31 protein-coding genes are annotated in these 22,683 nt (G+C 64.5%); 27 read left to right on the top strand and 4 right to left on the bottom strand.

The genetic code is table 11. From position 1 onward, the window contains the following. Positions 1–31: 31 nt before the first annotated feature. The 22 genes from AC1DNF_RS01400 to AC1DNF_RS01295 all read left to right on the top strand — a co-directional run bounded on the left by AC1DNF_RS01400 (position 32) and on the right by AC1DNF_RS01295 (position 13,492). Positions 32–1,066 (top strand): tyrosine-type recombinase/integrase, encoded by a 1,035-nt coding sequence (locus AC1DNF_RS01400; RefSeq protein WP_478146732.1) that lies wholly within the window; start codon positions 32–34, stop codon positions 1,064–1,066. Between the two features lie 130 nt (positions 1,067–1,196). Continuing rightward, a complete protein-coding gene (locus AC1DNF_RS01395) occupies positions 1,197–1,871 on the top strand; it encodes a hypothetical protein (RefSeq protein WP_478146731.1) in 675 nt (224 codons plus the stop codon). 2 nt (positions 1,872–1,873) lie between these two features. Beyond that, positions 1,874–2,470, top strand: a complete 597-nt coding sequence (locus AC1DNF_RS01390; protein ID WP_478146730.1) for a hypothetical protein — start codon at positions 1,874–1,876, stop codon at positions 2,468–2,470. Positions 2,471–2,595: 125 nt separating this feature from the next. Continuing rightward, the gene (locus AC1DNF_RS01385) at positions 2,596–2,850 is read left to right on the top strand and encodes a helix-turn-helix domain-containing protein (RefSeq protein WP_478146729.1); all 255 of its coding nucleotides are present in this window, start codon (positions 2,596–2,598) and stop codon (positions 2,848–2,850) included. Further along, on the top strand, positions 2,847–3,047 hold the full coding sequence (locus AC1DNF_RS01380) for a hypothetical protein (protein WP_478146728.1): 201 nt from the start codon (positions 2,847–2,849) through the stop codon (positions 3,045–3,047). The genes AC1DNF_RS01385 and AC1DNF_RS01380 overlap by 4 nt, the downstream gene beginning before the upstream one ends. Next, positions 3,044–3,364: a helix-turn-helix domain-containing protein gene (locus tag AC1DNF_RS01375; RefSeq protein ID WP_478146727.1), complete on the top strand. Its 321-nt coding sequence runs from the start codon at positions 3,044–3,046 to the stop codon at positions 3,362–3,364. The genes AC1DNF_RS01380 and AC1DNF_RS01375 overlap by 4 nt, the downstream gene beginning before the upstream one ends. Before the next feature lie 3 nt (positions 3,365–3,367). Then, positions 3,368–3,961 (top strand): hypothetical protein, encoded by a 594-nt coding sequence (locus AC1DNF_RS01370; RefSeq protein ID WP_478146726.1) that lies wholly within the window; start codon positions 3,368–3,370, stop codon positions 3,959–3,961. Between the two features lie 106 nt (positions 3,962–4,067). Then, positions 4,068–4,727, top strand: coding sequence for a DUF3102 domain-containing protein (locus tag AC1DNF_RS01365; protein ID WP_478146725.1), 660 nt, complete (start codon positions 4,068–4,070; stop codon positions 4,725–4,727). 11 nt (positions 4,728–4,738) lie between these two features. Next, positions 4,739–5,188 carry a hypothetical protein gene (locus AC1DNF_RS01360; RefSeq protein WP_478146724.1) on the top strand — a complete coding sequence of 150 codons (450 nt, stop codon included), beginning with the start codon at positions 4,739–4,741 and terminating at the stop codon, positions 5,186–5,188. Positions 5,189–5,315: 127 nt separating this feature from the next. Continuing rightward, positions 5,316–5,612 carry a hypothetical protein gene (locus AC1DNF_RS01355; protein WP_478146723.1) on the top strand — a complete coding sequence of 99 codons (297 nt, stop codon included), beginning with the start codon at positions 5,316–5,318 and terminating at the stop codon, positions 5,610–5,612. Continuing rightward, on the top strand, positions 5,609–5,848 hold the full coding sequence (locus AC1DNF_RS01350) for a hypothetical protein (RefSeq protein ID WP_478146722.1): 240 nt from the start codon (positions 5,609–5,611) through the stop codon (positions 5,846–5,848). Before AC1DNF_RS01355 ends, AC1DNF_RS01350 begins: the two co-directional genes overlap by 4 nt. Next, positions 5,845–6,372: a hypothetical protein gene (locus AC1DNF_RS01345; RefSeq protein ID WP_478146721.1), complete on the top strand. Its 528-nt coding sequence runs from the start codon at positions 5,845–5,847 to the stop codon at positions 6,370–6,372. The genes AC1DNF_RS01350 and AC1DNF_RS01345 overlap by 4 nt, the downstream gene beginning before the upstream one ends. Beyond that, positions 6,369–6,815, top strand: coding sequence for a hypothetical protein (locus AC1DNF_RS01340; RefSeq protein ID WP_478146720.1), 447 nt, complete (start codon positions 6,369–6,371; stop codon positions 6,813–6,815). The genes AC1DNF_RS01345 and AC1DNF_RS01340 overlap by 4 nt, the downstream gene beginning before the upstream one ends. A gap of 23 nt (positions 6,816–6,838) precedes the next feature. Continuing rightward, positions 6,839–7,552 (top strand): hypothetical protein, encoded by a 714-nt coding sequence (locus AC1DNF_RS01335; protein ID WP_478146719.1) that lies wholly within the window; start codon positions 6,839–6,841, stop codon positions 7,550–7,552. Between the two features lie 20 nt (positions 7,553–7,572). Further along, positions 7,573–7,899: an HNH endonuclease gene (locus AC1DNF_RS01330; protein ID WP_478146718.1), complete on the top strand. Its 327-nt coding sequence runs from the start codon at positions 7,573–7,575 to the stop codon at positions 7,897–7,899. 216 nt (positions 7,900–8,115) lie between these two features. Then, positions 8,116–8,559 carry a hypothetical protein gene (locus tag AC1DNF_RS01325; RefSeq protein ID WP_478146717.1) on the top strand — a complete coding sequence of 148 codons (444 nt, stop codon included), beginning with the start codon at positions 8,116–8,118 and terminating at the stop codon, positions 8,557–8,559. After that, on the top strand, positions 8,556–8,771 hold the full coding sequence (locus AC1DNF_RS01320; RefSeq protein WP_478146716.1) for a hypothetical protein: 216 nt from the start codon (positions 8,556–8,558) through the stop codon (positions 8,769–8,771). Before AC1DNF_RS01325 ends, AC1DNF_RS01320 begins: the two co-directional genes overlap by 4 nt. Before the next feature lie 207 nt (positions 8,772–8,978). Further along, positions 8,979–11,591 (top strand): phage tail tape measure protein, encoded by a 2,613-nt coding sequence (locus AC1DNF_RS01315; protein WP_478146715.1) that lies wholly within the window; start codon positions 8,979–8,981, stop codon positions 11,589–11,591. Beyond that, positions 11,588–11,761, top strand: a complete 174-nt coding sequence (locus AC1DNF_RS01310; protein WP_478146714.1) for a hypothetical protein — start codon at positions 11,588–11,590, stop codon at positions 11,759–11,761. The genes AC1DNF_RS01315 and AC1DNF_RS01310 overlap by 4 nt, the downstream gene beginning before the upstream one ends. A 44-nt stretch (positions 11,762–11,805) precedes the next feature. Then, complete coding sequence (locus AC1DNF_RS01305; RefSeq protein ID WP_478146713.1) at positions 11,806–12,747, top strand: S49 family peptidase; 942 nt, start codon at positions 11,806–11,808, stop codon at positions 12,745–12,747. A gap of 91 nt (positions 12,748–12,838) precedes the next feature. Further along, positions 12,839–13,099, top strand: a complete 261-nt coding sequence (locus AC1DNF_RS01300; protein ID WP_478146712.1) for a hypothetical protein — start codon at positions 12,839–12,841, stop codon at positions 13,097–13,099. An 81-nt stretch (positions 13,100–13,180) separates the two neighbouring features. Continuing rightward, positions 13,181–13,492 carry a hypothetical protein gene (locus tag AC1DNF_RS01295; RefSeq protein WP_478146711.1) on the top strand — a complete coding sequence of 104 codons (312 nt, stop codon included), beginning with the start codon at positions 13,181–13,183 and terminating at the stop codon, positions 13,490–13,492. Between the two features lie 174 nt (positions 13,493–13,666). Here AC1DNF_RS01295 and AC1DNF_RS01290 read toward each other — a convergent pair whose 3' ends face one another. From AC1DNF_RS01290 to ku, 4 genes are all read right to left on the bottom strand, one after another. Then, positions 13,667–14,002 (bottom strand): hypothetical protein, encoded by a 336-nt coding sequence (locus AC1DNF_RS01290; RefSeq protein WP_478146710.1) that lies wholly within the window; start codon positions 14,000–14,002, stop codon positions 13,667–13,669. 246 nt (positions 14,003–14,248) lie between these two features. After that, the gene (locus tag AC1DNF_RS01285) at positions 14,249–14,713 is read right to left on the bottom strand and encodes a hypothetical protein (RefSeq protein ID WP_478146709.1); all 465 of its coding nucleotides are present in this window, start codon (positions 14,711–14,713) and stop codon (positions 14,249–14,251) included. Between the two features lie 262 nt (positions 14,714–14,975). Further along, positions 14,976–15,830 (bottom strand): tetratricopeptide repeat protein, encoded by an 855-nt coding sequence (locus AC1DNF_RS01280; RefSeq protein WP_478146708.1) that lies wholly within the window; start codon positions 15,828–15,830, stop codon positions 14,976–14,978. After that, a complete protein-coding gene (gene ku, locus AC1DNF_RS01275) occupies positions 15,827–16,753 on the bottom strand; it encodes a non-homologous end joining protein Ku (protein WP_478146707.1) in 927 nt (308 codons plus the stop codon). The genes AC1DNF_RS01280 and ku overlap by 4 nt, the downstream gene beginning before the upstream one ends. A 212-nt stretch (positions 16,754–16,965) precedes the next feature. Here ku and AC1DNF_RS01270 point away from each other — a divergent pair, with 212 nt between their 5' ends. From AC1DNF_RS01270 to AC1DNF_RS01250, 5 genes are read left to right on the top strand one after another with little or no spacing between them, the layout of a single operon-like run. Next, positions 16,966–18,138, top strand: a complete 1,173-nt coding sequence (locus tag AC1DNF_RS01270; protein WP_478146706.1) for an acyl-CoA dehydrogenase family protein — start codon at positions 16,966–16,968, stop codon at positions 18,136–18,138. Between the two features lie 7 nt (positions 18,139–18,145). Further along, entirely contained in the window at positions 18,146–19,279 is a 1,134-nt protein-coding gene (locus tag AC1DNF_RS01265) for an acyl-CoA dehydrogenase family protein (RefSeq protein WP_478146705.1), read from the top strand. Then, positions 19,276–20,160, top strand: coding sequence for an enoyl-CoA hydratase-related protein (locus AC1DNF_RS01260; RefSeq protein ID WP_478146704.1), 885 nt, complete (start codon positions 19,276–19,278; stop codon positions 20,158–20,160). Before AC1DNF_RS01265 ends, AC1DNF_RS01260 begins: the two co-directional genes overlap by 4 nt. Beyond that, on the top strand, positions 20,157–21,680 hold the full coding sequence (locus tag AC1DNF_RS01255; protein WP_478146703.1) for an acyl-CoA synthetase: 1,524 nt from the start codon (positions 20,157–20,159) through the stop codon (positions 21,678–21,680). The genes AC1DNF_RS01260 and AC1DNF_RS01255 overlap by 4 nt, the downstream gene beginning before the upstream one ends. A 1-nt stretch (position 21,681) precedes the next feature. Then, positions 21,682–22,680, top strand: a complete 999-nt coding sequence (locus AC1DNF_RS01250; RefSeq protein ID WP_478146702.1) for a phosphotransferase family protein — start codon at positions 21,682–21,684, stop codon at positions 22,678–22,680. Positions 22,681–22,683 lie beyond the last annotated feature (3 nt).

The raw sequence follows: 22,683 nt of genomic DNA, 5'->3' as shown, positions 1-22,683 counted from the left end.
GTGCACGATTGGACAGACACAGATTGCACACATGGCTTCATTTTCCCAGCTACCCAGCGGCAAGTGGCGCGTACAGGTAAGGCGCGGCGGCTTCTACCGGGCGGCGACCTTCCCCCTCAAGCGCGAGGCCGAAAGCTGGGCGAAGTCGATCGAGACTCAGGCCCACCAAGTTGTTGCGAGCGGTTTTGCGCAGCCGCCGAAAGGCGCCACCCTCGGCGACCTGATCGACAAGTACAACGAGATGCACGCCAAGGAGGCCGGCAAGACCAAGGCGGCCACCCTGGCGATGCTGAAGGCCCGCATGGGCAAGGTGAAGCTGACCGCCCTATCGGCAATCGTGCTGCGCGACTTCATCGACAAGCGCATTGAGGATGGCGCGGGCGGCGTGACGATCGCTGGCGACCTTTCCTTTCTCGGTGCCGTCCTGAAGTGGGGCCGGCATGCTCGCCAGCTCGATCTGCCCGATCGACTGCCCGCCGAGGCGCGCGCCGGCCTCAAGCACCGCGGCCTCGATACGCGCAGCCAAGAGCGCGAGCGCGAACCAACCGATGACGAGCTGGAGCGCCTGTACGCATACTGGGCGACCCGGCCGCGGCAAAAGATCGACATGCCGACGCTATGCCGGTTCGCACTGGCGACGGGCATGCGCCAAGGCGAGATCTGTTCCCTTCAGGTTGAAGACGTCGACCTCGAGCGCAAGACGGTGTTGATCCGCGACCGGAAAGACCCGCGCAACAAGATCGGCAACAACCAGGTGGTGCCGCTGCTGCCCGACGCGCTCGAGATCGTGAAACCGCTCATCGAAGGCCGCAAGGATGGATCTATTTTCGACTCCCGGGCCTACTCGGTGTCCACGTCCTTCACGCGGGCTTGTGCGGCTCTCGTGCCTCCCATCGTCGACCTGCACTTCCATGACCTGCGGCACCGCGCGACCGCGCAATTCTTCCGCCAGGGTCTGGATATTCCCCGCGTGGCGCTGCTCACCGGGCACAAGACCTGGACGATGCTGCGCAGGTACACCGCCACGAAGCCGGAGGACGTCCACGCCGCATATCGGGAAATCTGACACGCCGAGCCTCAGGGCGGCAAATATCCCGATTTCGGGGGATTTGGATCTGAGACAACTAGAACGGCCGGAAGGGTGTTGCCGCACCCGACCGACCTGACCACAACGTGCATCACATGAAAGGCACATCATGGCTCTCACCATTATCTCAACTACGAACCGGCCGCGCAGTCTTTCTGCTCAGCTTCCCAGCGACATCACGGTGAGCGAGCAGGTTGACTGCAACGCATACCGCGGCCCTGTGGCATCGCTCGTTGCGGCGGGAATCGTTCGCGCCGATCAGCTGCCTCCGGCCGGCGCACTCAAGATCGCTTACTTCCAAGGTCAGGTCATCAAGCGGAAGTGCAAAAGGGATGAAACGTACTTGCGCGTGGATCTGCGCGACGACGGGTCGGCCCTTGTGTTGGTCGGTGTGCCTCATGATGTTCAAGCCGACCGCCGCGCCGCGAGACAGGAGGCCGATCTCGCGGCTCGGCGTGAGGCCGAGATGCGGGCCGCGATGAAAGATCCCGGGATCGAGGCTGCGAAGGCGGCAATGCTTGAGAGCCCAGCAAGATTCAATGTCGGGGAGGCGTGCGTGACGAGTGGTGGCGATCTGGCTGAGATCGTCGGCGAATACGGGGTGTATCGGGTGCGGGACGAAAACGGCTCCTTCTTTTGCGATGACGGCGTTCGTTGTTCCTACCTGCCTGGCTACCTCCTGAAGAGGCCCGGTCAGCAGCGGTTCTTTTGCCGGGCTGGCCGCCTGTCGAACGAGGACCAATCCATTCGCCATCTGCAACTGGTCCGCTCCGGGCCGAGGTAGACATGACCAACCGACCCCGCCACGAACGCACGCCGATCACTGAGGCACTGGCTGTCGTCGATCATTTGGACCAGGTGTATCGCGGCTTTGCCGGCGCGTCATTCGTGGACGACTACTTCGAGCCGATGGGGCGTGATCCGGCCACAAGCGGCGACGTCCTGGCCGAGCGCATCCGCGACGAGACGGGCATCATCGACAGCATGGCGACGGCATGCGCCTATGCCGTCGAGGCGATCAGAGCGGCTAGGGTCGGCGATACCGGCACGGCGTGGTCGTTCGTGGGCGACGCGAAGTTCTGGTGCGGCGCGGCAACCTTCGCCGCTTGGGTGAAGAACCACCCGAATGCGATGTCTCTGGAGGTAGCCGCGAGAGGTGGTGCCAAGGGCGGCGCGGCAAAGTCGACCAAGAGCGCAGCCGAGCGCACCAAGCTGCGCGAATGGTGCGATGGCAAGCTCGATCAATACGACACGTTGAAGGACCTGGGCGACGATGCGCATGCCGCCAAAGTCATTGCGTTTGGCCGCGAAAAGATTGGCGAATGGATCACTGATTTCGCCAAAGATTGGCGCCTGGAGGGGCGCTGTCCGGGCCAGAAATGACCCCCCTTTAGACCGCTCTAACACCCCCCTTTAGACCGGTCTGGGCGGGTTCTCGGCCGCCCTGGTCTCCGATTTGATCCACCCCATCACAACTACCGGCAATGCCCGGTTAAGGATGGGTCCAGATGGATGCAACAGAAGTACAGGATATTGATCGAGTACGGCACATGGCCGACCGTCTCGATTGCCTGATCGAAGAAGACTTTCAATTGCTTGCCGGCGCCACCGCCAACACGGTGGAAGCATGGCGCAAGCGCGGCCAAGGCCCGGCTTACATCCGTCTGGGCACTCGCTACCTTTACCCACGCAAGGCCGTTGCCGAGCATCTCCAATCGCTGACCAAGACGCGCATCTCGGCGCCGGCAAGGGGATCGCTATGAACAGCGACCACGACAAGGCTTTGAAAACGTTGCAGGCGCGCGCCGCATTGGAACAAGGCATGACCTGCACGCAGACCGCCGCCGGCTACATCGTCATGTCCCGCATGGGTTGTGGCGGCTGGATCTTCGACAACGTGGGCAAGGCGACCGCCTGGCTCGACCGTCTTCCCCAACCCACCACGGAGGTGCAACCATGAGCCCCGAAAAGACGAAACCTCCGGGCGGTGCGGGCCGCTCGGAGGTTCCAAACGAAAACAGAATGCAGCGCGAGTCTAAGTCGACCGCGACGGAAGTGCAAATCGCGAAGCTGCTGAAGCGGCTGCGAGTTCGTCCGCACCATACGCACGAGTTGCGCATGTGCGGAATCAGTCACCCGGCCGGCCGCATCATGGATCTGGAAAAGCGTGGCTACCTCATCGAATCCAACCGCATCACCACGGTCGACTCGGATGGCTTCGAGCATGTGCGCGTGGCGCTGTACTCGCTGACCGCCGAGCCGGAAAGGAGGGCGTGATGCATGGCCAAATTCGACAAGCCGCCTGCCGACCCGCGCGGAGGACATGTACGGCTCTACTGGGAGCTGCTGGACTCGAATGCATGGCGATGCCTCAGTTCGAGCGATCAACGCGCCTACGTGGCTCTGCTGCGTTTCCTGCGATCCACCAACAACGGGGATCTGTCGCTGCCGTTGTCGGTGGCAAAGCAGCATGGCATCAAGAGCCAGACCACGCTGGCCAAGAGCCTGCGGGCGCTGGTTGCGGTGGGCCTGCTGGCTGTGTCGCGCAAGGGCGGCTGTGCCAAGGGTGGTCAGCGGCTGCCCACTCTGTACCGGATCACGGACCAGCCGGCCTATGCGAACCCGGTGAAGCACATCGAGGCGTCGAAGGCCACCAACGACTGGAAGGCAATCACGACGCTGGGCATGGGGCGGGAGGCGATTCGACAGGCCGACGCGGCTGCGTTGGAGGCGACTTCAAAAACGAAAAGCCTAGTCCAAAAAATGGATGCTACCAGTCCAAAAAATGGGGGGGTCAGGCCGATAACCAGTCCAAAAAATGGACCATGGCCCGATCGACCACCCCAAAAGGTGGACTTGGTGAAGTCGTCGTGATGGTCCGCAAACCCAATGCTGGCGCGTGTTTCGGCGTTTTGGCCGAATTTCTACGATCGCAAATCCATAGTCCATTTATTGGACTCCTAAGTACTGTTGCCACCCTATGGGGGCCAATGGGCATGCAAGTGCTGTCGGGGAGGCTGTCATGAATGCGCTCCGACTGAACCTCGCGGCCGACATCAACCGATTCCACGAACTGGCTTGCCTGCGCGCGGACGAGGCCATCGCCCATGCGAAACAGGCCGGCCTACTTCTGCTGGAGGCCAAGGCGGCGCTGAAGCACGGCGAGTGGCTGCCCTGGCTCGAGCAGAACATCTTCGTGAGCGCTCGCCAGGTGCAACGCTACATGCAGGTTGCTCAGGGTCGGGCACTGCCGATCCGCACGCTTGTCTCGAAGGAGCCCGAGCCGGTCAAATACGACAGGATGTCGCATTTGGAAGTGGACGCGCCGCGGATCATGCCGGGCGTGCCTGACGAGGCCCAGTTCGTGCCCGATGCAGGGATGTGCTTCGGGCATGTGGCGAAGGACGGCGCCGTGTATCTGGTGGAGCCATCGAGTCGGCATCCGGGCTTCTTCTTCGTCACGCGTATGAATCGCGACGACGAGACCTATGACTGCACGAGGCGCCCGATAGCCGCGCAATGGGTGGAATGCAATCTGCAGTACTACGGCCTCGAAGATCCGGCTGCGGCCGATTGGAAGGTCAAGGAGTCGGCCGGTGTGCTGGCGGCGATGGAAACCTTCGATGGGGTCGCAGCATGAAGATTCCAGACTTGAGCATCGACACTGTCGACGGACTGATCGAACTCGAACAGCAGAACGGCCTGGACGAGCCGGATCGCATCCAGATCCATCCGCTGCATCTGCGCTACATGGCAGAAACGACCGGTCTTATCCGCGAAATGTCCGCATCGGAAGCGGACGCATTGCGGATGTGCGAGGAGCGCGGGCGGCGGTTGCTGGCGCTGAAAGCGCGCATCGATCACCTCGCCAGCTATCTGGCCCTTTCGTCGGACCACGAGCGGGCGGACTTGGCCTACGAGACCGACTATGCGGCGGCTACGGCCGATGTGTGCGAGGCCTACTGCGCGGACATCTCGGCCGGTAACGCTGCGAGCGTTACTCCAGCGTTACCGCCTGTCCCAGCGGTGTCCCGCGGGACAAGCACGGAGCATCGGCACCCGGTGCCGACCGTGCCCAGCCAACTGGAGCTCGCCCCATGAACGCGGGCATCAATGGGAAGGTCTCGTTAGTTAACGTGACTCACACGTTAGACAACGTTAACCCACAGTCGTCTAACGCCAGCACCCCAACAAGCGCGCCCTCAGTGGCGATGCGAAAGGAAAAGCAATGAATGATCTGACCCGACAAGCACCACATGCGGACCTGAGCTACGCGAATGCGGCGCAGATCCTGATGGCGCACCTCGAAGACTTCTACTTGTCGCTGAACGAGGAAAGCATCGACGCCGAGGTCGCAGAGTACGCGCGCGACGCCGGCTTTGATCTGAGCAGGCCGAGTGAGCGCGAAGAGCTGGACTACTTCCGTGCGCATCTGCACCGCCATGTTCGCGAGGCCCACGCCAGGCGCGCTGGCGTCGAGATTCTCAAGATGTTCACTCTGCCGAAGCCGGAGGCCCGCTCATGAGCAACGATATCAACGTCGCAATGGCATTCATGAGGTATTGCACCGACCCCAGCGTCGACACCGCCGAGGCCGTTGCGATCGCGGTCGAAGGCCGTCCGGACCTGGGCATCTCGGCGCAGCGCACTCGTGAAGTACTGGTTGAGAACATTGAGCTGATGCGCGCCGCGGCCACGACCACGCCTGCGGCACAGACCGCCACGCTGATGCAGAAGCTCCTTGCGAAAGGCCAGCGATGAGCGGCGAACCCTTGCACGATCCATTTGGACGATCGAGGCTTCCGCCCGAGCACAAACGCGATCCCGAGCGTGAACGCGAGACCCGCGTCCGGATGCTCGACGAGGTGCGCGGTGCCCTCATCGCCGGCCATATGCCGTCCCGAGAGGCCGCGCACTACGTCGGCTTCAGCATGTTGGACTGGTTCGAGAGCGGCGGCAGCTTGGAGCATCGCCTCAAGGTCGTGAAACCGAAGTCCCATCTGACGGTCTCGCGCATCTGGGCATCGCTCAAGGGAAAGGACGTTGCTCATCTGGATGAGGACGCGCCGGCCGAGAAGCGCGACTATCAATCAAGCCATCAAACAGACCTTGCAATGCACCTGATGAACTTCGTAGCGAGACCCAACCGTGAAACGGTTGAAGCGGTCGTGTCCGCGCTCGAAGCGCAACCGAATCAGCAGAGCACACCAGAGCAAGTGCGCGAGATGCTGACGTCGCTCATTCCGGCCACGCGCGCCGCAGCCGACTCGGGAGGCCGCGCATGATGATTGATGAAGAGCTTCGCAGCACTGCCTTCCACGAAGGCGGGCACGCTGTCGTGGCAGAGCATCTGACCGGCATCGCGGCCAGCATCGAACTCGTTCGCACTGGCAAGCGAGGGATTACCTGGATCGCTGGCCGGTGCCTCCACGCGCCAGGCAGGACGCCCGGCGACTGTCGGTCCATCAGCTTGGCTGGCGCCTGCGCCGAGATCTTGTCCGGTGACTCGCGCGACAACCTTGGCGATGCGCTGCTGAACCCAATCACAGCTCGCATCTCTGCTTCCGACGCTGCCAACGCTGGCGGCAGCTACAGCCGCCGCGATGTCTGGGATTGCGTGGCGCTTTGCCGGCAGCTCTGGCCCTGGATCACTGCCCGGGCTCACATCGAGATCAATCGCTTTCATCAACGCGAGGTTGCCGGCTCGGCGTCGCGCGCGTACTCATAACCCATATCTCCGAAGGAACCATCATGCAATTCCCACAACAACCGACCAGCTTCTTCAACGAACTCAAGAGGTTGGTTTCTCCAGCGAACGGCGAGATTCTCGATCGCTTCCTGGCGCGTCCGGAAGTTCAGAAGGTCGTCTTTCAAGAGGAAGAAGAGCGGCTGGCCGTGCGCGCCGCGAAGGTGAAGCGCCTCTCCAACGTCGAGGCCGAGTTCCAAGCGCCGTTGGCCGCTGCAGCCAAGCGCATGGCGGCCGTCGAAAAGCGAGAGCGCACCATGGAGATCGAGCGGCTTGCGATTCAGACCGAGAAGGCGGCCGCGTACACCGAGCAAAGCTCGCTCAGTGTCCAGATCACCAACACCATCGGCCAGTTGGAGAGGGAGCTTCTCGCGGACGCTGATCCCCGCCTGGAGGTCGCCATCGAATGCCTGACCACGCTATTGGTGAACCGTGTTCGCCATGCCGATCGTCAGGGCGTCACAGGCGTCGAGAGGAACCCGTTCAGCGGGATCAATCGATCGATCATCTGGACCAACATCTCGGATGTGCGGCGTGCATGGGATGCCGTCCAAGCGGGGATCGAGGAATGCCAGCGCATGCGCGGCGAAGCGATCAGTTCGCACGACGTCGAAGCCCGTCTGTCCGCCATCTTCAAGAGCGTCGCGGTCGCCCTCGCGCCGATCGACGTGCATACCACACTGCAGATGGTGGACGGCGCTGTTGTCGCTCCCGCCTGATCACCTGCCGACAGCGAACCATGAACCGAAACTCAGCCGCGCCCAGTTGGCGCACTGACAAGCGAACTACTGCCGAGCGCGGCTATGGCGCAGCATGGCAACGCGCGCGCGAGCGGTTCCTTCGTGAGCATCCGCTGTGCGTGATGTGCCAGAAGGAAGGCAAGCTAACTGCCGCTACGGTTGTTGACCATCGCACTCCACATCGCGGCGACATGGTTGCTTTCTGGGATGAAAGCGGATGGGACGCGCTCTGCGCACCTCATCACAACAGCGACAAACAGATGCTCGAGAAGTCAGGCCGCGTGAGGCAAACGATCGGGCTCGATGGCTGGCCGGTGGCGTCATGACACACACCCGAAACGCCATGGATCGGCCCACAGCACGCGCCGCGCACGGGACGCCACCACCGCACCGACCCTGCTCGGATGAGCGCGTGGGCGGCCTGCCAGCAGGCACGGCGAGGGCGACCGGCATGGGTAGAGGGGGTCGCCGATCTAGGGTTGGCTGCCCCATGACCGCCGTGTGACCTGGGCTCGCTTAAACCCGTACTTTCAAGAAAAAACATGATGACCGAAAAACGAGGCCGGAAATCAGCTGCTTCACTCTCGGCCGTGCACACGTTGCCCGGCATGCGGGCTCGGCCAGTGCCGCCCGCTGACCTTCCCGACGCTGCCGCGGCACTGTGGCGTGAGATCTGCGCCGGCTTGCCCTCCGACTACTTCGCCGCGGGCGATCTGTCCCTTCTCCATGCCCTGGTGCTGGCTGCGCACCAGAAAGCCGGCTGCGATGCTCTCGTCGCCAAGGAAGGCCTGATCCTTGAGGGCAAAGCACACCCGGCCGCCAAGTTGTCTATTCAACTGGCGGCGACGATGGCTGCGCTGTCGGGAAAGCTGCGCCTGTGCCAATCGAGCCGAACGCGCCCTGATGCCGCTGCACTGAAGTCCGCCATGAAGAGCAGCGCGCGGCCTTGGGAAACCTCGCCAGGCGCTGCGGAGTTCTTTTCATGACCGCCGCAAAGGCCAAGCGGTTGACAGTCGCCGGACTGCGCCTATCGACGATGAACGCACTGCGGTCGCTCTTCGAGAGCAACGACGCGCGCGACCGACGGATTGCCGACCTCGCGGCTGAAGTCGACGAGTTGCACGCCCGCGTGATGGCGCTCGATGCGCGCTTGGACGCACTGGACCCGATCGACCCGCCGTCTGCCAGCCATGGGTAGTGGGGTCGAGTCTCACCAAAGTGCACGGCGCGGAAACCGCTGTGGACCCCATGTGCGGAATTTTTCCCCCGTTGAGCGTTTTGTTAATCAAGCGCCCGTCATGTTAATCCGGCAGAAACCCAATGCTGGCGCGGCTCCCCGGCCCTTTGGGCTGCCGATTTCGAACGAATCCTGTTAACGCTTTAACACCCGCGCAGAAAGCAAGCAATGTCAAACCTTGGTTCCCTAACCGTCGAACTTTCAGCAAATACCGTCAAACTGCAGTCCGACCTGGGCAAGGCCGCGGCCGTTGCGGATGCCCGTTCACGCGAGATCGCCCGCAGCTTCAGCGTCGTGCAGAACGCCATCGCCTCGCAGCGCGGCATCAGCACCGATGTCCTCAAGCCCTACATTCAGCAGTTGGAAGCGACGACGGCGCGGCAGGGCGAAGCCAGCCACGCGATGGAAGAGTTCAGCTTCAAGACGGCCGGGGCCAAGCGCGAATTGCTGGTGCTGGCCCATGAACTGAGCCAGGGCAACTATTCCAAGTTCGGCGGCTCCATGCTGGTGCTCGGCGAGCGCACAGGCGCGGCGTCGCTGCTCTTCAGCAAGGCGGGCCTCGCTGCACTGGGCCTCGCGGGCGCAGCGGCGGCCGTGGTGGCGACCATCGTCCAGGCCTCGAACGAGGTAAACGAGTTCAACAAGGCGCTGACCGGCACGGGGAACTACGTCGGCAAGACCATCGACGACCTGAACCGGCTATCGGCCGCGGTGGCTAACTCGACGCATTCCTCGCAGCATTCGGCCGCAGAGGTCGCTGCTGCTGTCGCGGCGTCCGGCAAGATCTCGGGCGACTCGTTGCAGTTGGTTTCTGAAGGCGCCCTTGCGATGAGCAAGACGCTCGGCATCTCCGTCGACGATGCGGTCGGCTATTTCACGAAGCTTTCCGAAGACCCGGCGAAAAACTCCGCGAAGTTCAACGAGACGCTGCACTACCTGACCGCGTCGACGTATGAGCAGATCAAGGCGTTGGACGACCTCGGCCAGAAGGAGCAAGCCGGCTCGCTCGCTGAAGAGACGCTCGCAAAGGCCGCCAAGGTGCGGCAGGACGATGCAATCAACCACCTCGGCGTCTTCGCTCGAGCGTGGCAAATGCTGGCAGCGGACGCATTGAAGACGTGGAACATCATCGCGAACGTCGGGCGGCCTGAAACCAACGCTGAGAAGCTGCAGAACGCGCAGAACACGCTCGCTGACAAACTCTCCCGCGGTCCGCTGAACAGCACCACGGGCGACGCCTACAACAAGGGCTTGCAAGCGGCGAAGGATCAGGTCGCGGCCCTTCAGGAAGTCATCGCCCTTGAGAAGAAGCAGGCCGGCATTCAGGCCGAACAGGCGAAAACCGAGCAGGCGGGCATCCGTGCAGTAGATGCGGTCGACAAGTGGCAGAAGCAGGCCAAGGGCATCGACTCTGTCAATCGCGAACTCGACAAGTACCGCAAGCAGCTCGACGACATCCGTAAGGTCAACCCGAATAGTGCGTTGCTGGACCCGAAGGCCATCGCGGCCGGCGAAGACGCCATTCGCAAGTCATTCAGCGGTCCGAAAGGCGCGGCACCCAAGGCATTTCAGGACGATGCCGCGACCAAGTACATCGAGCGCCTGAACGAGATGGAGGCATCGCTAAAGGCGCAGCTCGGCAGCGAAGGCAAGATCACCGAGGCGCAGAAGCTTCAAGCGCAGTTCACGCAGTTGATCGCCGACCTGAAAGAAAAGAAGGTCCTGACAACGGAGCAGAAGCAATTGCTTGCGGGAGAGGCCGCGATCAAGGCAAAGCTCGATGAATTGAATGCGGTCGATGCTCTGGTCGAGAAGAAGAAGCAGGAAGCCAAACTGGACGAGACGAAGCTTGCTTTCGCGAAGCAATTGCAGGGCATCAACCTTGCGATGGCTTCCGCGCAGGACAGCCGCAACGAGCAAAACGACCGCATGCTAGGCGCCTTCGGATTGGGTGACCGCGCACAGCAAGAGGTGGAGGCTCAGAAGGCGATTCGCAAGGAATACAGCAAGTACTTGCTGTCGGCCACCGAGAAGGCCTCGGCGGTCGATCCGAAGACCGGGTTTAATGCCCTCGGATCGCAGGCCTATCAAGATGAGGTCGAGAAGATCAAGACGTCCCTCGCCGCTGCCCTTGCGGTCCAGGAGAAGTACTACGCTGACATCAAGGCCAAGCAGGGCGACTGGTCAAACGGTGCAACCAAGGCGCTTGCGAACTACGTCGATTCCGTCAACAACGTGGCGGCTGCGACCGAAAGCGCCATGACCAATGCTTTCAAGGGTGCTGAGGATGCGCTGACTACGTTCGCGACCACCGGCAAATTGAGCGTGAAGAGCCTTGCGGACTCGATCATCGCGAACATGGCCCGCATCGCCATCCAACAGACCATCACCGGCCCGCTGGCGAAGGGCCTGCTCAGCATCCTTAGTGGCTCTGCCAATGCCGCAGGAGGGGCGAATAGCACCGGCTTCGGCTCGGGCGCAGGCTTCGGGAATATGGATTTGGGGCTCGCGCTCGCGAATGGCGGTTCTCCACCCCTGGGCAAGATTTCGCTCGTCGGCGAGCAGGGGCCGGAACTCTTCGTCCCAAGCCAATCCGGCACGATCATCCCAAATGGCGCATTCGGCGGCGGCAGCGGCGGCCAGCACATCAACGTCGTGATCAACAACACGGTGGGCGATGTTGCAACGCTCTCGCAGCTTCGCGAGGCCCAGGCTGGCACGGAGCGCCGCATTGCCGCGCAGATCAGCCGTAGCCAGCGCTACGCAGGCAGCATGTCATGAGCACGATCACGCTGGCGCTCGCTTCGCTTCCAAATACCCCGAAATCGGGGCATTTGGTGCAGCTGGGGCGCCCGCCGCGCTTCGATACCAAAGCAGTAATTCCTGCTTCAACCCTTCAAATACGGGAAATTCTGGCAATTGCGCTTCGGCGCGTAGGAACTGAATCATGAATGAAGAAATGTTGATCGCAAATGCACTCGCAAGCCCTTGGGCCATGCAGCCCGAGGTGTTGACCTCGTATGCGGGCGCCCTGATGCGCCGGCTGTCCGGTCGGACTCCTGATGCGGGCGAGCGTGCCACCGTGGCCGCGGCTCCTCGCAACCGGCCAGGCGCCAAGATGGGCTCGACCTCTGGCTCGATCGCAGTGCTTCCCCTCTATGGCGCGATCATGCAGCACCCGAGTTGGATAGAGATGTTCGGCGGTGGCACTTCCACCGACACGTTCACCGCGGCGTTTCGGGCTGCGATGGCCGATGACAGCGTGAGCCAAATCTTGATCGACATCGACAGCCCGGGCGGGTCGGTGTTCGGCGTCGGCGAGCTGGCGGCCGAGATCTTCGCCGCGCGCGCAAAGAAGCCTGTCGTCGCCTTCGCGAACAGCCTCGCAGCGTCGGCGGCCTACTGGATCGGCAGTGCGGCAAGCGAGTTCTACACGACCCCCGGGGGCCAAACCGGTTCGATCGGCGTCTACATGGCACACGAGGACGTCTCGCAGGCGCTCGCCAATGCAGGCATCAAGGTCGAGTTGATCAGCGCCGGCAGATTCAAGACCGAAGGCAACAGCTTTGAGCCGCTCGGCGACGACGCCCGGAACAACATGAGGTCCATGGTCAATGAGATCTATGGCGCCTTCGTCGACGACGTGGCCCGGGGCCGCGGTGTGTCTTCCGCTAAGGTGCTCGGCGGCATGGGCCAAGGCCGCGTGCTCGGCGCAAAGGGCGCCATGGCCGAAGGCATGGTGGATGGCGCGATGAGCTTCGCCGATGTCGTTCGGAAGATGCAGGGCGCTTCTCGGCGGCCGATGCCAGCCGGGCGCAGTGCCTCGGCGCTCGCGATGGCCCGCAACGAACTCGATCTCGTCGCCGCGGGGGCCACACCGCGCCAGGCTTCGCCTCGGCTCGATCGTGCCCGCAGAGAGATCGACCTCATGAGTTGACCGCCGGTCCAAAGTGGCAACGTTGCCAGGCCGCTTCTGGGCGAACTGGTGCATGATCGCGACGACCAAGAATAACGATAGGAGAAGAAGCATGCGCGTGATCCTTCTTGCCGCAGCGGCGGCCCTCATTACTGGGTGCGCCGCCCAGCAGCCTCTGGTCTGGGATCGGGTTTGGCCCGGCGACGCCGACCTGAGCCAAGATCTCGCGCGCTGCGACTATGAGTCCACCGCGGCGACTCAGGCAACGGACTATTCATTCCGATCCGGGCTTGGGCAGGAACTCGACCGGGCAATCAGGAAGCGCGACCTCGGCATGCTCTGCATGAAAAGCAAGGGCTGGGCAGCGCGCTAAGGCGCGGGCCGCTTGCCCGAAATGCGGGGCACCAGCCAGCTCGAAGCCCTGTCTCCCCGAGTTTCAAACTGGAGAATAGCAATGGCACAACACGATGATGGCTTCAACTCGCTGCTGGCGGCGCGCGACGGCCCTCCCAGCGCGGCCAAGCCGCGTATCGGACTCTGGGTCGCCATCGCCATCTTCAGCTTGGTGATCGCGTTTCTGGCGATGGGGCACTTCGCTGGCAATTCGCCGGAAGCGCAGGCCAGGCAGCGCGACGCAGATGTGATCAGCGACTGTCGCCGACAGATCGAAGACTCGCTCACGCCCACGTCGACCAAGGAAGCGCTCAGATATTTGTGCAGCGGCCTGCGAAACGACTACGTGCGCAAGTGGAACCGGGAACCCTGACCTACCGGCATTGAGTCGACCTTCAAGGCGGCTTGATCGCGGGCAGTGCCCTGGTCTGGCAAAGGGGATGGAAAACTTTCCATACCCTTTGAAGTGCCGCCGATTACGCCGCCAGCAGCCATGCGCTCCTTCGCCTTGGCGGCGTAGTAGCTCTTCAGTTTTGCGCCGCAGGGGCTATTTGCGGCCGGTCGGATAGAGCCGTGCATCTGCTCCAGTGACCTGATTACGGCGAGACGCTGGCGTCGCAAGCGGGCCTAGAACAATGTCCGTGGCGCCGAAGCTCTTCAAGCACGCCATCGACGCATCCTCTTCGGCGGTCAGATCGACCATCGAGGCGTAGCTCGATCGCCTGAGTTCATAGGTTCCATCGTCATGAATGTCAGCGACCACGTATTGGAACGCAGACGCGATGACATCGACGCGATATCCGTCTGCCCGCTTGACCTGCCGCACATGGGTCGCCAGCGCCATGTTCTGTGCGCCCAGGAACCCATCGAAGATGCAGTCCATGAATACCGGCTGCTTCGACACGTCAAACCTCGCGGCATGTACTCGCTCGAATTTGTCCGGCCGCGCGGCAGTGGTCGGCGCTGTGCCACATCCCACTATCGAAGCGCAGGCAACAACACACAGAGTCAAACGCATAGAAGCTCCTGATTGGGTTCTTGTTGTTCACGCCTGGGCAACCTATGACCGGTCCGCGTGCCAGGGCTTGCTCATCTCGTTTCGAAGGCGGTTGACGCTGACCACGGCACCTTAGGATTGATCCGTAAAGGACCGAAACACCAACTTATCTTTGCAGCGTGCACATGACAAAGATCGCTCGCGATTGGTATGCATGTGCTGCATCTGCAGGAAGGACTTGTGCTTCTGGCTAAAACAATTGGCACACAACTTGACGGCGTTCACGAGCTTTCCTTCGTGGCCCCGCTCAACGAACGCAATGATGCCCTGAGCCACCTCCGATAGCTCATAGTTGGCCGCTTCGATTTTCCACTCGTCGCGCTCCCGTAGAGCGTTTTCCAGCTCCTCCACCTTTTTGCTCAGTGCCGCCTTCTCCTCCATCGCCTGGAGCGCGGCCCCTTGAGTGTCCATTAAGCGCTGCTGAATTTCGAAGAGGGCGTTCGCCATAGCCGCCGCGTCAACGGCTCCCTTCCCAGCTTTCGCGAGGTCCAGAGCCACCTTAAGCGCGGTCAACCCACCTTGAATCTCTGCGTACATCAACTTCTCCAAAGCGCACATGCTATGCACACGACCACTCGTGAAGGCGCATGAAATATAGGGATTTCTACCAATCCATCATCGGCGCAACCGAAAGCCTGTTGGCGTCGTAAGTCGTTGTCGGCATTGGATAAGTGCTTGAATTCTCAGGAATCTCGTGGTCCGGCCCTGCCGAAGGCCACCCCATGCAGGGGGGACATTCTCCCCGAAGGCGCGTGGCCGTGAAGCCGCCGGTCGGCGCCCGCACGAAAAGGTCGGCCCCTCAGCCGCGCGGCTGCAGCCGCCGATACGCGCTGAAGTGGCGAATCGCGAGGTGCTTCTGGCCGTTCCTGGCATACAGCAGCGCCGCATTCTGGTGGGCGTCGGCCAGATCGGGCTGGAGCCGCAGGCACTCCTCATAGCTCGCCAGTGCCGAGCTCACTTCACCCAACGCCTCCAGCGCGACGGCGCGGTTGTAGTGCACCAGGGGATCATCCGCGCAATGGCGCACGGCGGTCCGATAGAGCGACGCCGCCTCTTGCCACCGCGCCGCCTCGCACAGCATGAATCCCAGGTTCAGGTAAGCGTCCGCATGAGACGGATCGGCCGCGAGCATGCCGCGATAGGCCTCTTCCGCCGCGGCCGGGTCGGATTCCTCCAGCGCCTCCGCCATCTCGAACATCGTGTCGCGATCAGGCACGGATGCCTCGACCGCCCCGCTCTCGGCACGCTGGAAGATGAAGCTGACCTTGCCCTCGGCGGGCGCGACGCTGAAGTCCATCACCAGTTGCCCGGTGTCGGGCTCCCATTGCGCGTTGTCTTCGCGCACGGTGATCCGGTCTCCCACGGCGGTGATGCGCAGGCCGCTGACCGGCATCTCCGGTGGCAGTGCCTCCTTGAGGAGGCGAAGCGAGCGAAGAATCTTCCGGGTCGGGATGCGCGCCTCGCGCAAGTCGTGGGCGGAGCGCAGCAGCACGACGTCCCGGAACGAGAAGCGGTAGACGCGCCCGGGCCCGCGCAGCGGCTCGACGAATCCCAGCTCGATCAGCTTCGAGACGGCATGACGTGTCAGGCCGAGCATCTGACGGATGCCGCGCAGCGTGTAGGGATGCGTGCCTTGACCGGCTGCTTCTGTCACTTCTTCATGCGCGCGCGCGTGACCGGCGCGGACTCCGACGCCTTCGCCGTTCTCGGCGCACGCTTCGCGCCCTTGCTCACCGCGGCATCGATCGAAGTCACCTCGCGGCTCTCCGCCGTCTTGACCGGGCGCTTGGGCGCGCCCTTGGCCGCCTTGGTCAGGCTGGCGCGCAGTACTTCGGTGAGATCGATGACCTGGCCGCTTGCCACGTCCTCCGGATGCTCGACCGCGACGACCTCTTCTCCGGCGATCTTGGCGTCGATCGCGGCCAGGATCCGCTTCTTCTCCTCGTCCTCGAAGAGCGTCGGGTCGTAGGTGTCCGTCGAGATCTGGTCGATCAGCTGCAGCGCGAGCTTCAGTTCCGCCGCCGACGGCGTGATCTTCTCGACGTGGAGATCCTTGAGCGAGCGGACCTCATCGGCATACAGCAGCTGCTGCAGCACCAGCCCATCGTCGTTCGCCCGCACCTGGACCACGTACTGCTTCGACTTCCAGGCCCATCTGGCCAGCGCGCAGCGCCCGCTCTGCTGCATCGCCGCCCGCAACAGGTTGTAGGGCTTGCCGCCCCGCTTGTCGGGCGCGAGCAGGTAGGCCTTGTCGAAGTAGATGGGGTCGACCGCCTTCTCCGGAATGAAGGCAACGATGTCGATCAGGTGGCTGGCGCCCTCCTCCAGGGCCTTGAGTTCCTCCGGCGCAAAGATGACGTAGCGATCCTTCTCGAACTCGTAGCCCTTGACCAGCTCCGAGCGAGGGATGACGGTCTGGTCCTTCTCCGAGACGTACTGCTGCTTCACGCGCGAGCCATCCTTGGACAGCAGGTTGAAGTGCACGGTCGACGAACTCTCGGTCGCCGAATACAGCCGAACCGGTATCGACACCAGCCCGAATCCGAGCGACAACGATGCGATGGAGCGGGCAGCCATGGCGATCCTCTCAGGCGAACGAAGACCGCCAGCATGCCATCTTTCCGCGGGCAGGTGAATAGGCATGCAGCGATGCGCACCGTGAGCGAACCCTTTCCCCACGCTGTGCTTCGCGCCCGGACCATCTGCGGCTCAACAAAGCAATGGTTGATCCAATCCACAGACGCGCGCTATGATGGCTGACACCCACCACAGACGTACGCCGGTAACCGATGGACCTAGAACTCACCGCCAGCCAGGCCGAATTCCGCGACGAGGTGCGTCGCTTCGTGAAAGACCGCCTGCCCGCCGACATCCGTGAACGGCTTCGCCTGGGCCACCCCCCGCGAAAGCAGGACACTGTCACCTGGCAGCGCATCCTCAACGAGAAAGGCTGGGCCGCGCCGCATTGGCCGCGCGAATTCGGCGGCGCGGAACTCGGCCAGACCGAGCGGCTCATCCTTCTCGACGAGATGTTCCGCGCGCCCGCGCCGCTGCCGCAGGTGTTCAACGTCGGCATGCTGGGCCCGGTGCTGCTGAAGTTCGGCAGCGACGCGCAGAAGCGCTTCTTCCTTCCGAAACTCGCCAACCTCGACCTCTGGTTCTGCCAGGGCTTTTCCGAGCCGGGCTCAGGCTCCGACCTTGCATCGCTGCGAACCGCAGCCCGACGCGATGGCGATCAATACGTCGTCAACGGGCAGAAGATCTGGACCACGACCGCGCATCTGGCCGACTGGGTATTCGCGCTGGTTCGCACCGATTCCGAAGGCAGGAAGCAGCACGGCATTTCCTTCCTGCTGATCGACCTGCGCACGCCCGGCATCACGATCCGCCCCATCACCTCCATCGACGGGCAGCATCATCTCAACGAAGTCTTCTTCGACGAGGTCCGGGTCCCGGTGGACAACCTCGTCGGTGAAGAAGGCCGGGGCTGGGATTGCGCCAAGTACCTGCTGATGAACGAGCGCACAGGCATCGCCAACGTGGGCCTGTGCCGCGAACGCCTGGACTATGCGCGCGAGCTGGCCGGCAAGCTGACGCAGGCGGGACGGCCGCTCATCGAAAACGCCAGGCTGCGCGGCGAGTTCGCGATACTCGACGCCGAAATCCGCGCACTCGAAATCACGAACTGGCGCTTTCTCCTGTCGCCCGACACGGCGCAGACCAACCCCGGCTTCGCATCCGTTCTCAAGCTCAAGGGCACCGAGCTCCAGCAGGAGATCGCCCAGTTGCTCCAGCGCATCGCCGGCCCCGCCGCGATGGAGCGCCGGCCGCATGACGGCGAGGGCGCCGACCATTGGGCGGGTCCGCTCGCCATGCGCTACTTCTACAGCCGCGCGGCCAGCATCTACGGCGGCACGAGCGAAGTGCAGAAGGACATTCTTTCCAAGACGATCCTGGCTTAGGTCCACCATGAACTTCGAACTCAATGAAGAGCAGCAGGCGCTCCAGGGCAGCCTGGCCCGCCTGCTGGCAGACCTCTATGGCTTCGAGCAGCGACGCGCCATCGCCGCGAGCGCGCCCGGCTGGAGCCAGCCGGTCTGGCAGCAGCTGGCCGCACTCGGTCTCGCCGCCCTGCCCCTGCCGGAGGCACACGGCGGCTTCGGCCGCGGTGCGGTCGATCTGCTGCCGGTGATGCGCGAGTTCGGCAAGGCGCTGCTGCTCGAGCCCTTCCTGTCGTCGATCGTCCTCGGCGCCACCGCCCTTCGTCTGGCGGGCGACGACACAGCCAAGGCGCTGCTGCTGCCCGACGTCGCCAGCGGCGAAGTGCGGCTCGCCTGGGCGCATGACGAACACGCGGGCCGCCAGGCGCCGCTCTGGATCGAGACCACGGCAAGGCCCGCGAACGGACACTGGCTGCTCGACGGCGGCAAATGCAACGTGCTGCACGCCCCGGCGGCGCATCGCTTCGTCGTGAGCGCACGCGTGGCCGGCGCCCCCGCGGACGCGGGCGGCGTGGCGCTGTTCCTGGTCGACGCAAACGCCAGGGGATGGAGCTGCCGGCCTCACCGGCTGGTGGACGATACGCCCGCCGGGGAGCTGCGTTTCGAAGCCGCCGTGGCCACGCCGATCGGCGACCCGCGCGATGCCGCGCAGGCGCTGAAGGCGATCGAAGGCACCCTTGCGATGGGCACCGCCGCCGTGTGTTCCGACGCGGTCGGCGCCATGGAATCGGCCTATCGACTCGCCGTCGACTACCTCCAGACGCGCCAGCAGTTCGGCCGGCTGATCGGCGAGAACCAGGCGCTTCGCCACCGCGCGGCGGAGATGCTGGTCAGCCTGGAAATGTGCCGCAGCATGGCGATTGCCGCGGCCATTGCCGCCGACAACCTGGACGCCACCGGCGCCCGAGCCGACCTGGCGCGGGCCAAGCTGATGATCGGCCGGCACGGCAGGTTGGTCTGCCACGCCGCGATCCAGCTGCACGGCGGCATCGGCATGACCGAGGAGTACGCGGTCGGCCACTGCCTGCGCCGAGTGACGCTGATCGACCAGCTCTTCGGCGATGTCGAGGCGCAAGCGACGAAGCTGGCGGAGATGGCATGAGCGGATTCGAGACCATCGGCTGGGAACTCTCGGGCCCCGTGCTCACGCTGACACTGCACCGCCCCGACAAGATGAACGCCATGACCCACGCCATGCGGCGCGAGCTGTGCGAGGCGCTGGACCGCGCCGATGCGGACGATGCCGTGCGCGCCGTCGTGGTGACCGGCGCCGGGCGCGCGTTCTGCGCCGGCTTCGACCTGTCGGAGGGCAGCCGCGCATTCGACCCCGCTTCGGCATCGCGGGCGCCCGGGACCGGCGAAGAACCCGGCCGCGACGGCGGCGGCGTGCTGGCGCTGCGCCTCTTCGCCTGCACCAAGCCGCTGATCGCCGCAGTCAACGGAGCGGCCGTGGGCATCGGAGCCTCGATGCTGCTGCCGATGGACGTGCGCATCGCATCGACCGAAGCGCGCTTCGGCTTCGTCTTCGCGCGGCGCGGCATCGTGCCGGACGCCTGTGCAAGCTGGTTCCTTCCGCGCGTCGTCGGCATCTCGAAAGCGCTGGAATGGAGCCTGGGCGGCCGTGTCTTCGATGCCTCCGAGGCATCGGCCGGCGGACTCGTCAGCCAGATCTGCGAGCCGGGCGAACTGCTCGTCCGCGCGCGGGCGCTGGCGCTGGACATCGCCGACAACGCGGCGCCCGTCTCGGTCGCGCTCACGCGGCAACTGATGTGGCGCATGCTCGGCGCCGCCCATCCCATGGAGGCGCACCGCCTCGAAAGCGCCGCGCTGCAATCGCGCGGCGGATCGGCCGACGCCGCCGAGGGCGTCGCATCCTTCAGGCAGAAGCGGCCGGCGAAGTTCGTCGACAAGGTCAGTGCCGACATGCCGCCGTTCCATCCATGGTGGACGGACCCGCCCTTCTCCGGAGACAAGGCACCATGAGCCGGCTGGTCCTCGACGAGCGCAGTGTCGCGCGCGACCTGCTCATGCTGCGCGCACTGCGCGCGGCGCGCGGCTTCGATAGCCTGGGCGTGCGCGAGGGCGATGCCGTCGCGCTGCTGATGCGCAACGACTTCGCCTTCTTCGAAGCCCAGCAGGCCGCCGCCGCGCTCGGGGCTTATGCGGTGCCGATCAACTGGCACGGCAAGCCGGAAGAAGTCCTCTACATCATCAACGACGTAAAGCCCCGGGTGCTGGTCGCGCACGCCGACCTGCTCGCGCCACTCCGCCACCGGATCCCCACGGAGACCGCTGTCATCACCGTGCCGACACCGCCCGAGGCCCAGCGCAGCTTCGCCTTGTCCGACGCCGCGGTCGGCATGCCCGCGGACGCGCTCGAATGGAACGGCTGGCTCGAAGCCATCGCCCCTTGGGACGGCCCGCCCCGGCGCAGCCGCGCGACCATGATCTACACCTCGGGCACCACCGGCCGCGCCAAGGGCGTGAAGCGCGAAGCCGCCACGCCGGAGCAGGCCGCCGCCTATGTCGAGCTGCTGCGCAGCGTCTACGGGCTGCAGCCCGGTGTCCGGGCGCTGATCGGCGGGCCGCTCTATCACGCCTCGCCCAACGCCTATGCGCGCCAGGCCCTGCCGATCTGCGAGCTGCTGGTGATGCAGACCCGGTTCGACGCCGAGGCCGTGCTGGCGGCCATCGAACGTCACCGCATCAGCCACATGGTGGCGGTGCCGACGATGTTCGTGCGCATGCTCAAGCTGCCCGAGGCCGTGCGGCGGCGCTACGACCTGCGCTCGCTGATCTGGGTCACGCACACCGGCGCGCCCTGTTCGGCCGAGACCAAGAAGGCGCTGATGGACTGGTGGGGCCCGGTGGTCTACGAGACCTACGGCGGCACCGAGGTCGGCACCGCGACGCTCAGCACGCCCGAAGACGGCCAGGCCTTCCCGGGCAGCGTCGGACGCCCCACGCCCGGCACGCGCATGGCGCTCTACGGCGAAGACGGCCAGCCCGTGGCGCCCGGCGAGGTCGGCGAGATCTACGTGCGTGTGCCCGCCTACGCGGACTTCACGTATCACAACGATCCCGAGAAGCGCAAGGAGGTCGAGCGCGACGGCCTCATCAGCTGCGGCGACGTCGGCTACGTCAAGGGCGACCACCTCTACCTCTGCGACCGGCGCTCCGACATGGTGATCTCCGCCGGCGTCAACATCTACCCGGCCGAGATCGAGGCCGTGTTGCTGCAATGCCCGCTGGTTCGCGACTGCGCCGTCTTCGGCATTCCCGACGAGGAAATGGGCGAGAGCCTGGCGGCGGCGATCGAGCCGATGCCTGGCACCGATCCCGACAGCGACGAGATCCGCGGCTTTCTCGAAGCGCGCATCGCGAAGTACAAGGTGCCGCGCCGCATCGACTTCCACGCCGCGCTGCCGCGCGAGGACAGCGGCAAGATCTTCAAGCGGCGCCTGCGCGATCCCTTCTGGCTGGCCGCCGGGCGCAAGATCTGACGTGGGCGCCGAACACGAGCTCGGGCTTCGCGTCGCCGCGGCGCTGCGGCGCCACGCGCGCTTGCACGGGCAGGTCGACGCGCTTGGCCGACTCACGGGCGGCGCCACCAAGACGACCTGGTCCTTCGACCTGGTGGCCGGGGGGGAACGGCGCCCGATGATCCTGCAGCAGACATCCGCCCCGCCCGCTTCGGCCGACCGGGCCGCGCCCAGGTTGAACGCCCCCGAAGACGCGCGCCTGATGATCGCCGCGCGCGCCCATGGCGTCCCCGCGCCCGTGGTTCTCGCCATCCTCGACGAGAACGACGGCCTGGGCCCGGGCTACATCACGCAACGCATCGAAGGCGAGACGCTGGGTCGCAGACTCGTGGCGGACCCGGCCCTGGCGCACGCGCGCGGCGCGATGGCCGCGCAGGCCGGCGCGATTCTCGCGGCGATCCATGCCATGCCGACGGCCGGCCTGCCCTTCCTCCAGCGACTCTCGCCCGCGCGGGAGCTGGACGTCTATGGCGACTTGCTCGAGCGCACGGGCTTTCGCCATCCCGCGCTGGCGTTCGCGCTCCAATGGGTTCGCCATCATCTGCCCACGGGCGGGCGCGATGCGCTCGTGCATTCCGACTTCCGCACCGGCAACCTGATCGTCGGGCCGGAGGGCATCCGCTGCGTGCTCGACTGGGAAATCGCCCGCGTCGGCGACCCGATGCAGGACCTCGGCGTGCTGTGCATGAGGACCTGGCGCTTCGGCGGCGCCGCCGAGGTCGGCGGCTTCGGGCAACGGGAAGACCTGTACGCCGCCTACGAACGCGGGAGCGGCACGTCGGTGGACCCGGACCGCGTGCGTTTCTGGGAGGCCTTCTCCAACCTCAAGTGGGCCATCGGCTGCGTCCGCCGCGGCCTGGCGACGCGCGGCGATGGCCAGCCCGCGAGCCTCGAACTCTGTGCGGTCGGCCGGCGCATGGAAGAGCCGCTCTGGGACTTCTTCCACTTGATCGAGGACTGACGA

It is taken from the genome of Variovorax sp. 01T432, from assembly GCF_056398605.1.
This window is presented reverse-complemented; position numbering and strand designations above follow the sequence as displayed.

Excerpts from the sequence above, each read along its gene's own strand:
- AC1DNF_RS01400 (WP_478146732.1), top strand. The coding sequence starts at position 32 with ATGGCTTCATTTTCCCAGCTACCCAGCGGCAAGTGGCGCGTACAGGTA.
- AC1DNF_RS01395 (WP_478146731.1), top strand. The coding sequence starts at position 1,197 with ATGGCTCTCACCATTATCTCAACTACGAACCGGCCGCGCAGTCTTTCT.
- AC1DNF_RS01390 (WP_478146730.1), top strand. The coding sequence starts at position 1,874 with ATGACCAACCGACCCCGCCACGAACGCACGCCGATCACTGAGGCACTG.
- AC1DNF_RS01385 (WP_478146729.1), top strand. The coding sequence starts at position 2,596 with ATGGATGCAACAGAAGTACAGGATATTGATCGAGTACGGCACATGGCC.
- AC1DNF_RS01380 (WP_478146728.1), top strand. The coding sequence starts at position 2,847 with ATGAACAGCGACCACGACAAGGCTTTGAAAACGTTGCAGGCGCGCGCC.
- AC1DNF_RS01375 (WP_478146727.1), top strand. The coding sequence starts at position 3,044 with ATGAGCCCCGAAAAGACGAAACCTCCGGGCGGTGCGGGCCGCTCGGAG.
- AC1DNF_RS01370 (WP_478146726.1), top strand. The coding sequence starts at position 3,368 with ATGGCCAAATTCGACAAGCCGCCTGCCGACCCGCGCGGAGGACATGTA.
- AC1DNF_RS01365 (WP_478146725.1), top strand. The coding sequence starts at position 4,068 with ATGGGGGCCAATGGGCATGCAAGTGCTGTCGGGGAGGCTGTCATGAAT.
- AC1DNF_RS01355 (WP_478146723.1), top strand. The coding sequence starts at position 5,316 with ATGAATGATCTGACCCGACAAGCACCACATGCGGACCTGAGCTACGCG.
- AC1DNF_RS01350 (WP_478146722.1), top strand. The coding sequence starts at position 5,609 with ATGAGCAACGATATCAACGTCGCAATGGCATTCATGAGGTATTGCACC.
- AC1DNF_RS01345 (WP_478146721.1), top strand. The coding sequence starts at position 5,845 with ATGAGCGGCGAACCCTTGCACGATCCATTTGGACGATCGAGGCTTCCG.
- AC1DNF_RS01340 (WP_478146720.1), top strand. The coding sequence starts at position 6,369 with ATGATGATTGATGAAGAGCTTCGCAGCACTGCCTTCCACGAAGGCGGG.
- AC1DNF_RS01335 (WP_478146719.1), top strand. The coding sequence starts at position 6,839 with ATGCAATTCCCACAACAACCGACCAGCTTCTTCAACGAACTCAAGAGG.
- AC1DNF_RS01330 (WP_478146718.1), top strand. The coding sequence starts at position 7,573 with ATGAACCGAAACTCAGCCGCGCCCAGTTGGCGCACTGACAAGCGAACT.
- AC1DNF_RS01325 (WP_478146717.1), top strand. The coding sequence starts at position 8,116 with ATGATGACCGAAAAACGAGGCCGGAAATCAGCTGCTTCACTCTCGGCC.
- AC1DNF_RS01320 (WP_478146716.1), top strand. The coding sequence starts at position 8,556 with ATGACCGCCGCAAAGGCCAAGCGGTTGACAGTCGCCGGACTGCGCCTA.
- AC1DNF_RS01315 (WP_478146715.1), top strand. The coding sequence starts at position 8,979 with ATGTCAAACCTTGGTTCCCTAACCGTCGAACTTTCAGCAAATACCGTC.
- AC1DNF_RS01310 (WP_478146714.1), top strand. The coding sequence starts at position 11,588 with ATGAGCACGATCACGCTGGCGCTCGCTTCGCTTCCAAATACCCCGAAA.
- AC1DNF_RS01305 (WP_478146713.1), top strand. The coding sequence starts at position 11,806 with ATGCAGCCCGAGGTGTTGACCTCGTATGCGGGCGCCCTGATGCGCCGG.
- AC1DNF_RS01300 (WP_478146712.1), top strand. The coding sequence starts at position 12,839 with ATGCGCGTGATCCTTCTTGCCGCAGCGGCGGCCCTCATTACTGGGTGC.
- AC1DNF_RS01295 (WP_478146711.1), top strand. The coding sequence starts at position 13,181 with ATGGCACAACACGATGATGGCTTCAACTCGCTGCTGGCGGCGCGCGAC.
- AC1DNF_RS01290 (WP_478146710.1), bottom strand. The coding sequence starts at position 14,002 with ATGGACTGCATCTTCGATGGGTTCCTGGGCGCACAGAACATGGCGCTG.
- AC1DNF_RS01285 (WP_478146709.1), bottom strand. The coding sequence starts at position 14,713 with ATGTACGCAGAGATTCAAGGTGGGTTGACCGCGCTTAAGGTGGCTCTG.
- ku (WP_478146707.1), bottom strand. The coding sequence starts at position 16,753 with ATGGCTGCCCGCTCCATCGCATCGTTGTCGCTCGGATTCGGGCTGGTG.
- AC1DNF_RS01270 (WP_478146706.1), top strand. The coding sequence starts at position 16,966 with ATGGACCTAGAACTCACCGCCAGCCAGGCCGAATTCCGCGACGAGGTG.
- AC1DNF_RS01265 (WP_478146705.1), top strand. The coding sequence starts at position 18,146 with ATGAACTTCGAACTCAATGAAGAGCAGCAGGCGCTCCAGGGCAGCCTG.
- AC1DNF_RS01260 (WP_478146704.1), top strand. The coding sequence starts at position 19,276 with ATGAGCGGATTCGAGACCATCGGCTGGGAACTCTCGGGCCCCGTGCTC.
- AC1DNF_RS01255 (WP_478146703.1), top strand. The coding sequence starts at position 20,157 with ATGAGCCGGCTGGTCCTCGACGAGCGCAGTGTCGCGCGCGACCTGCTC.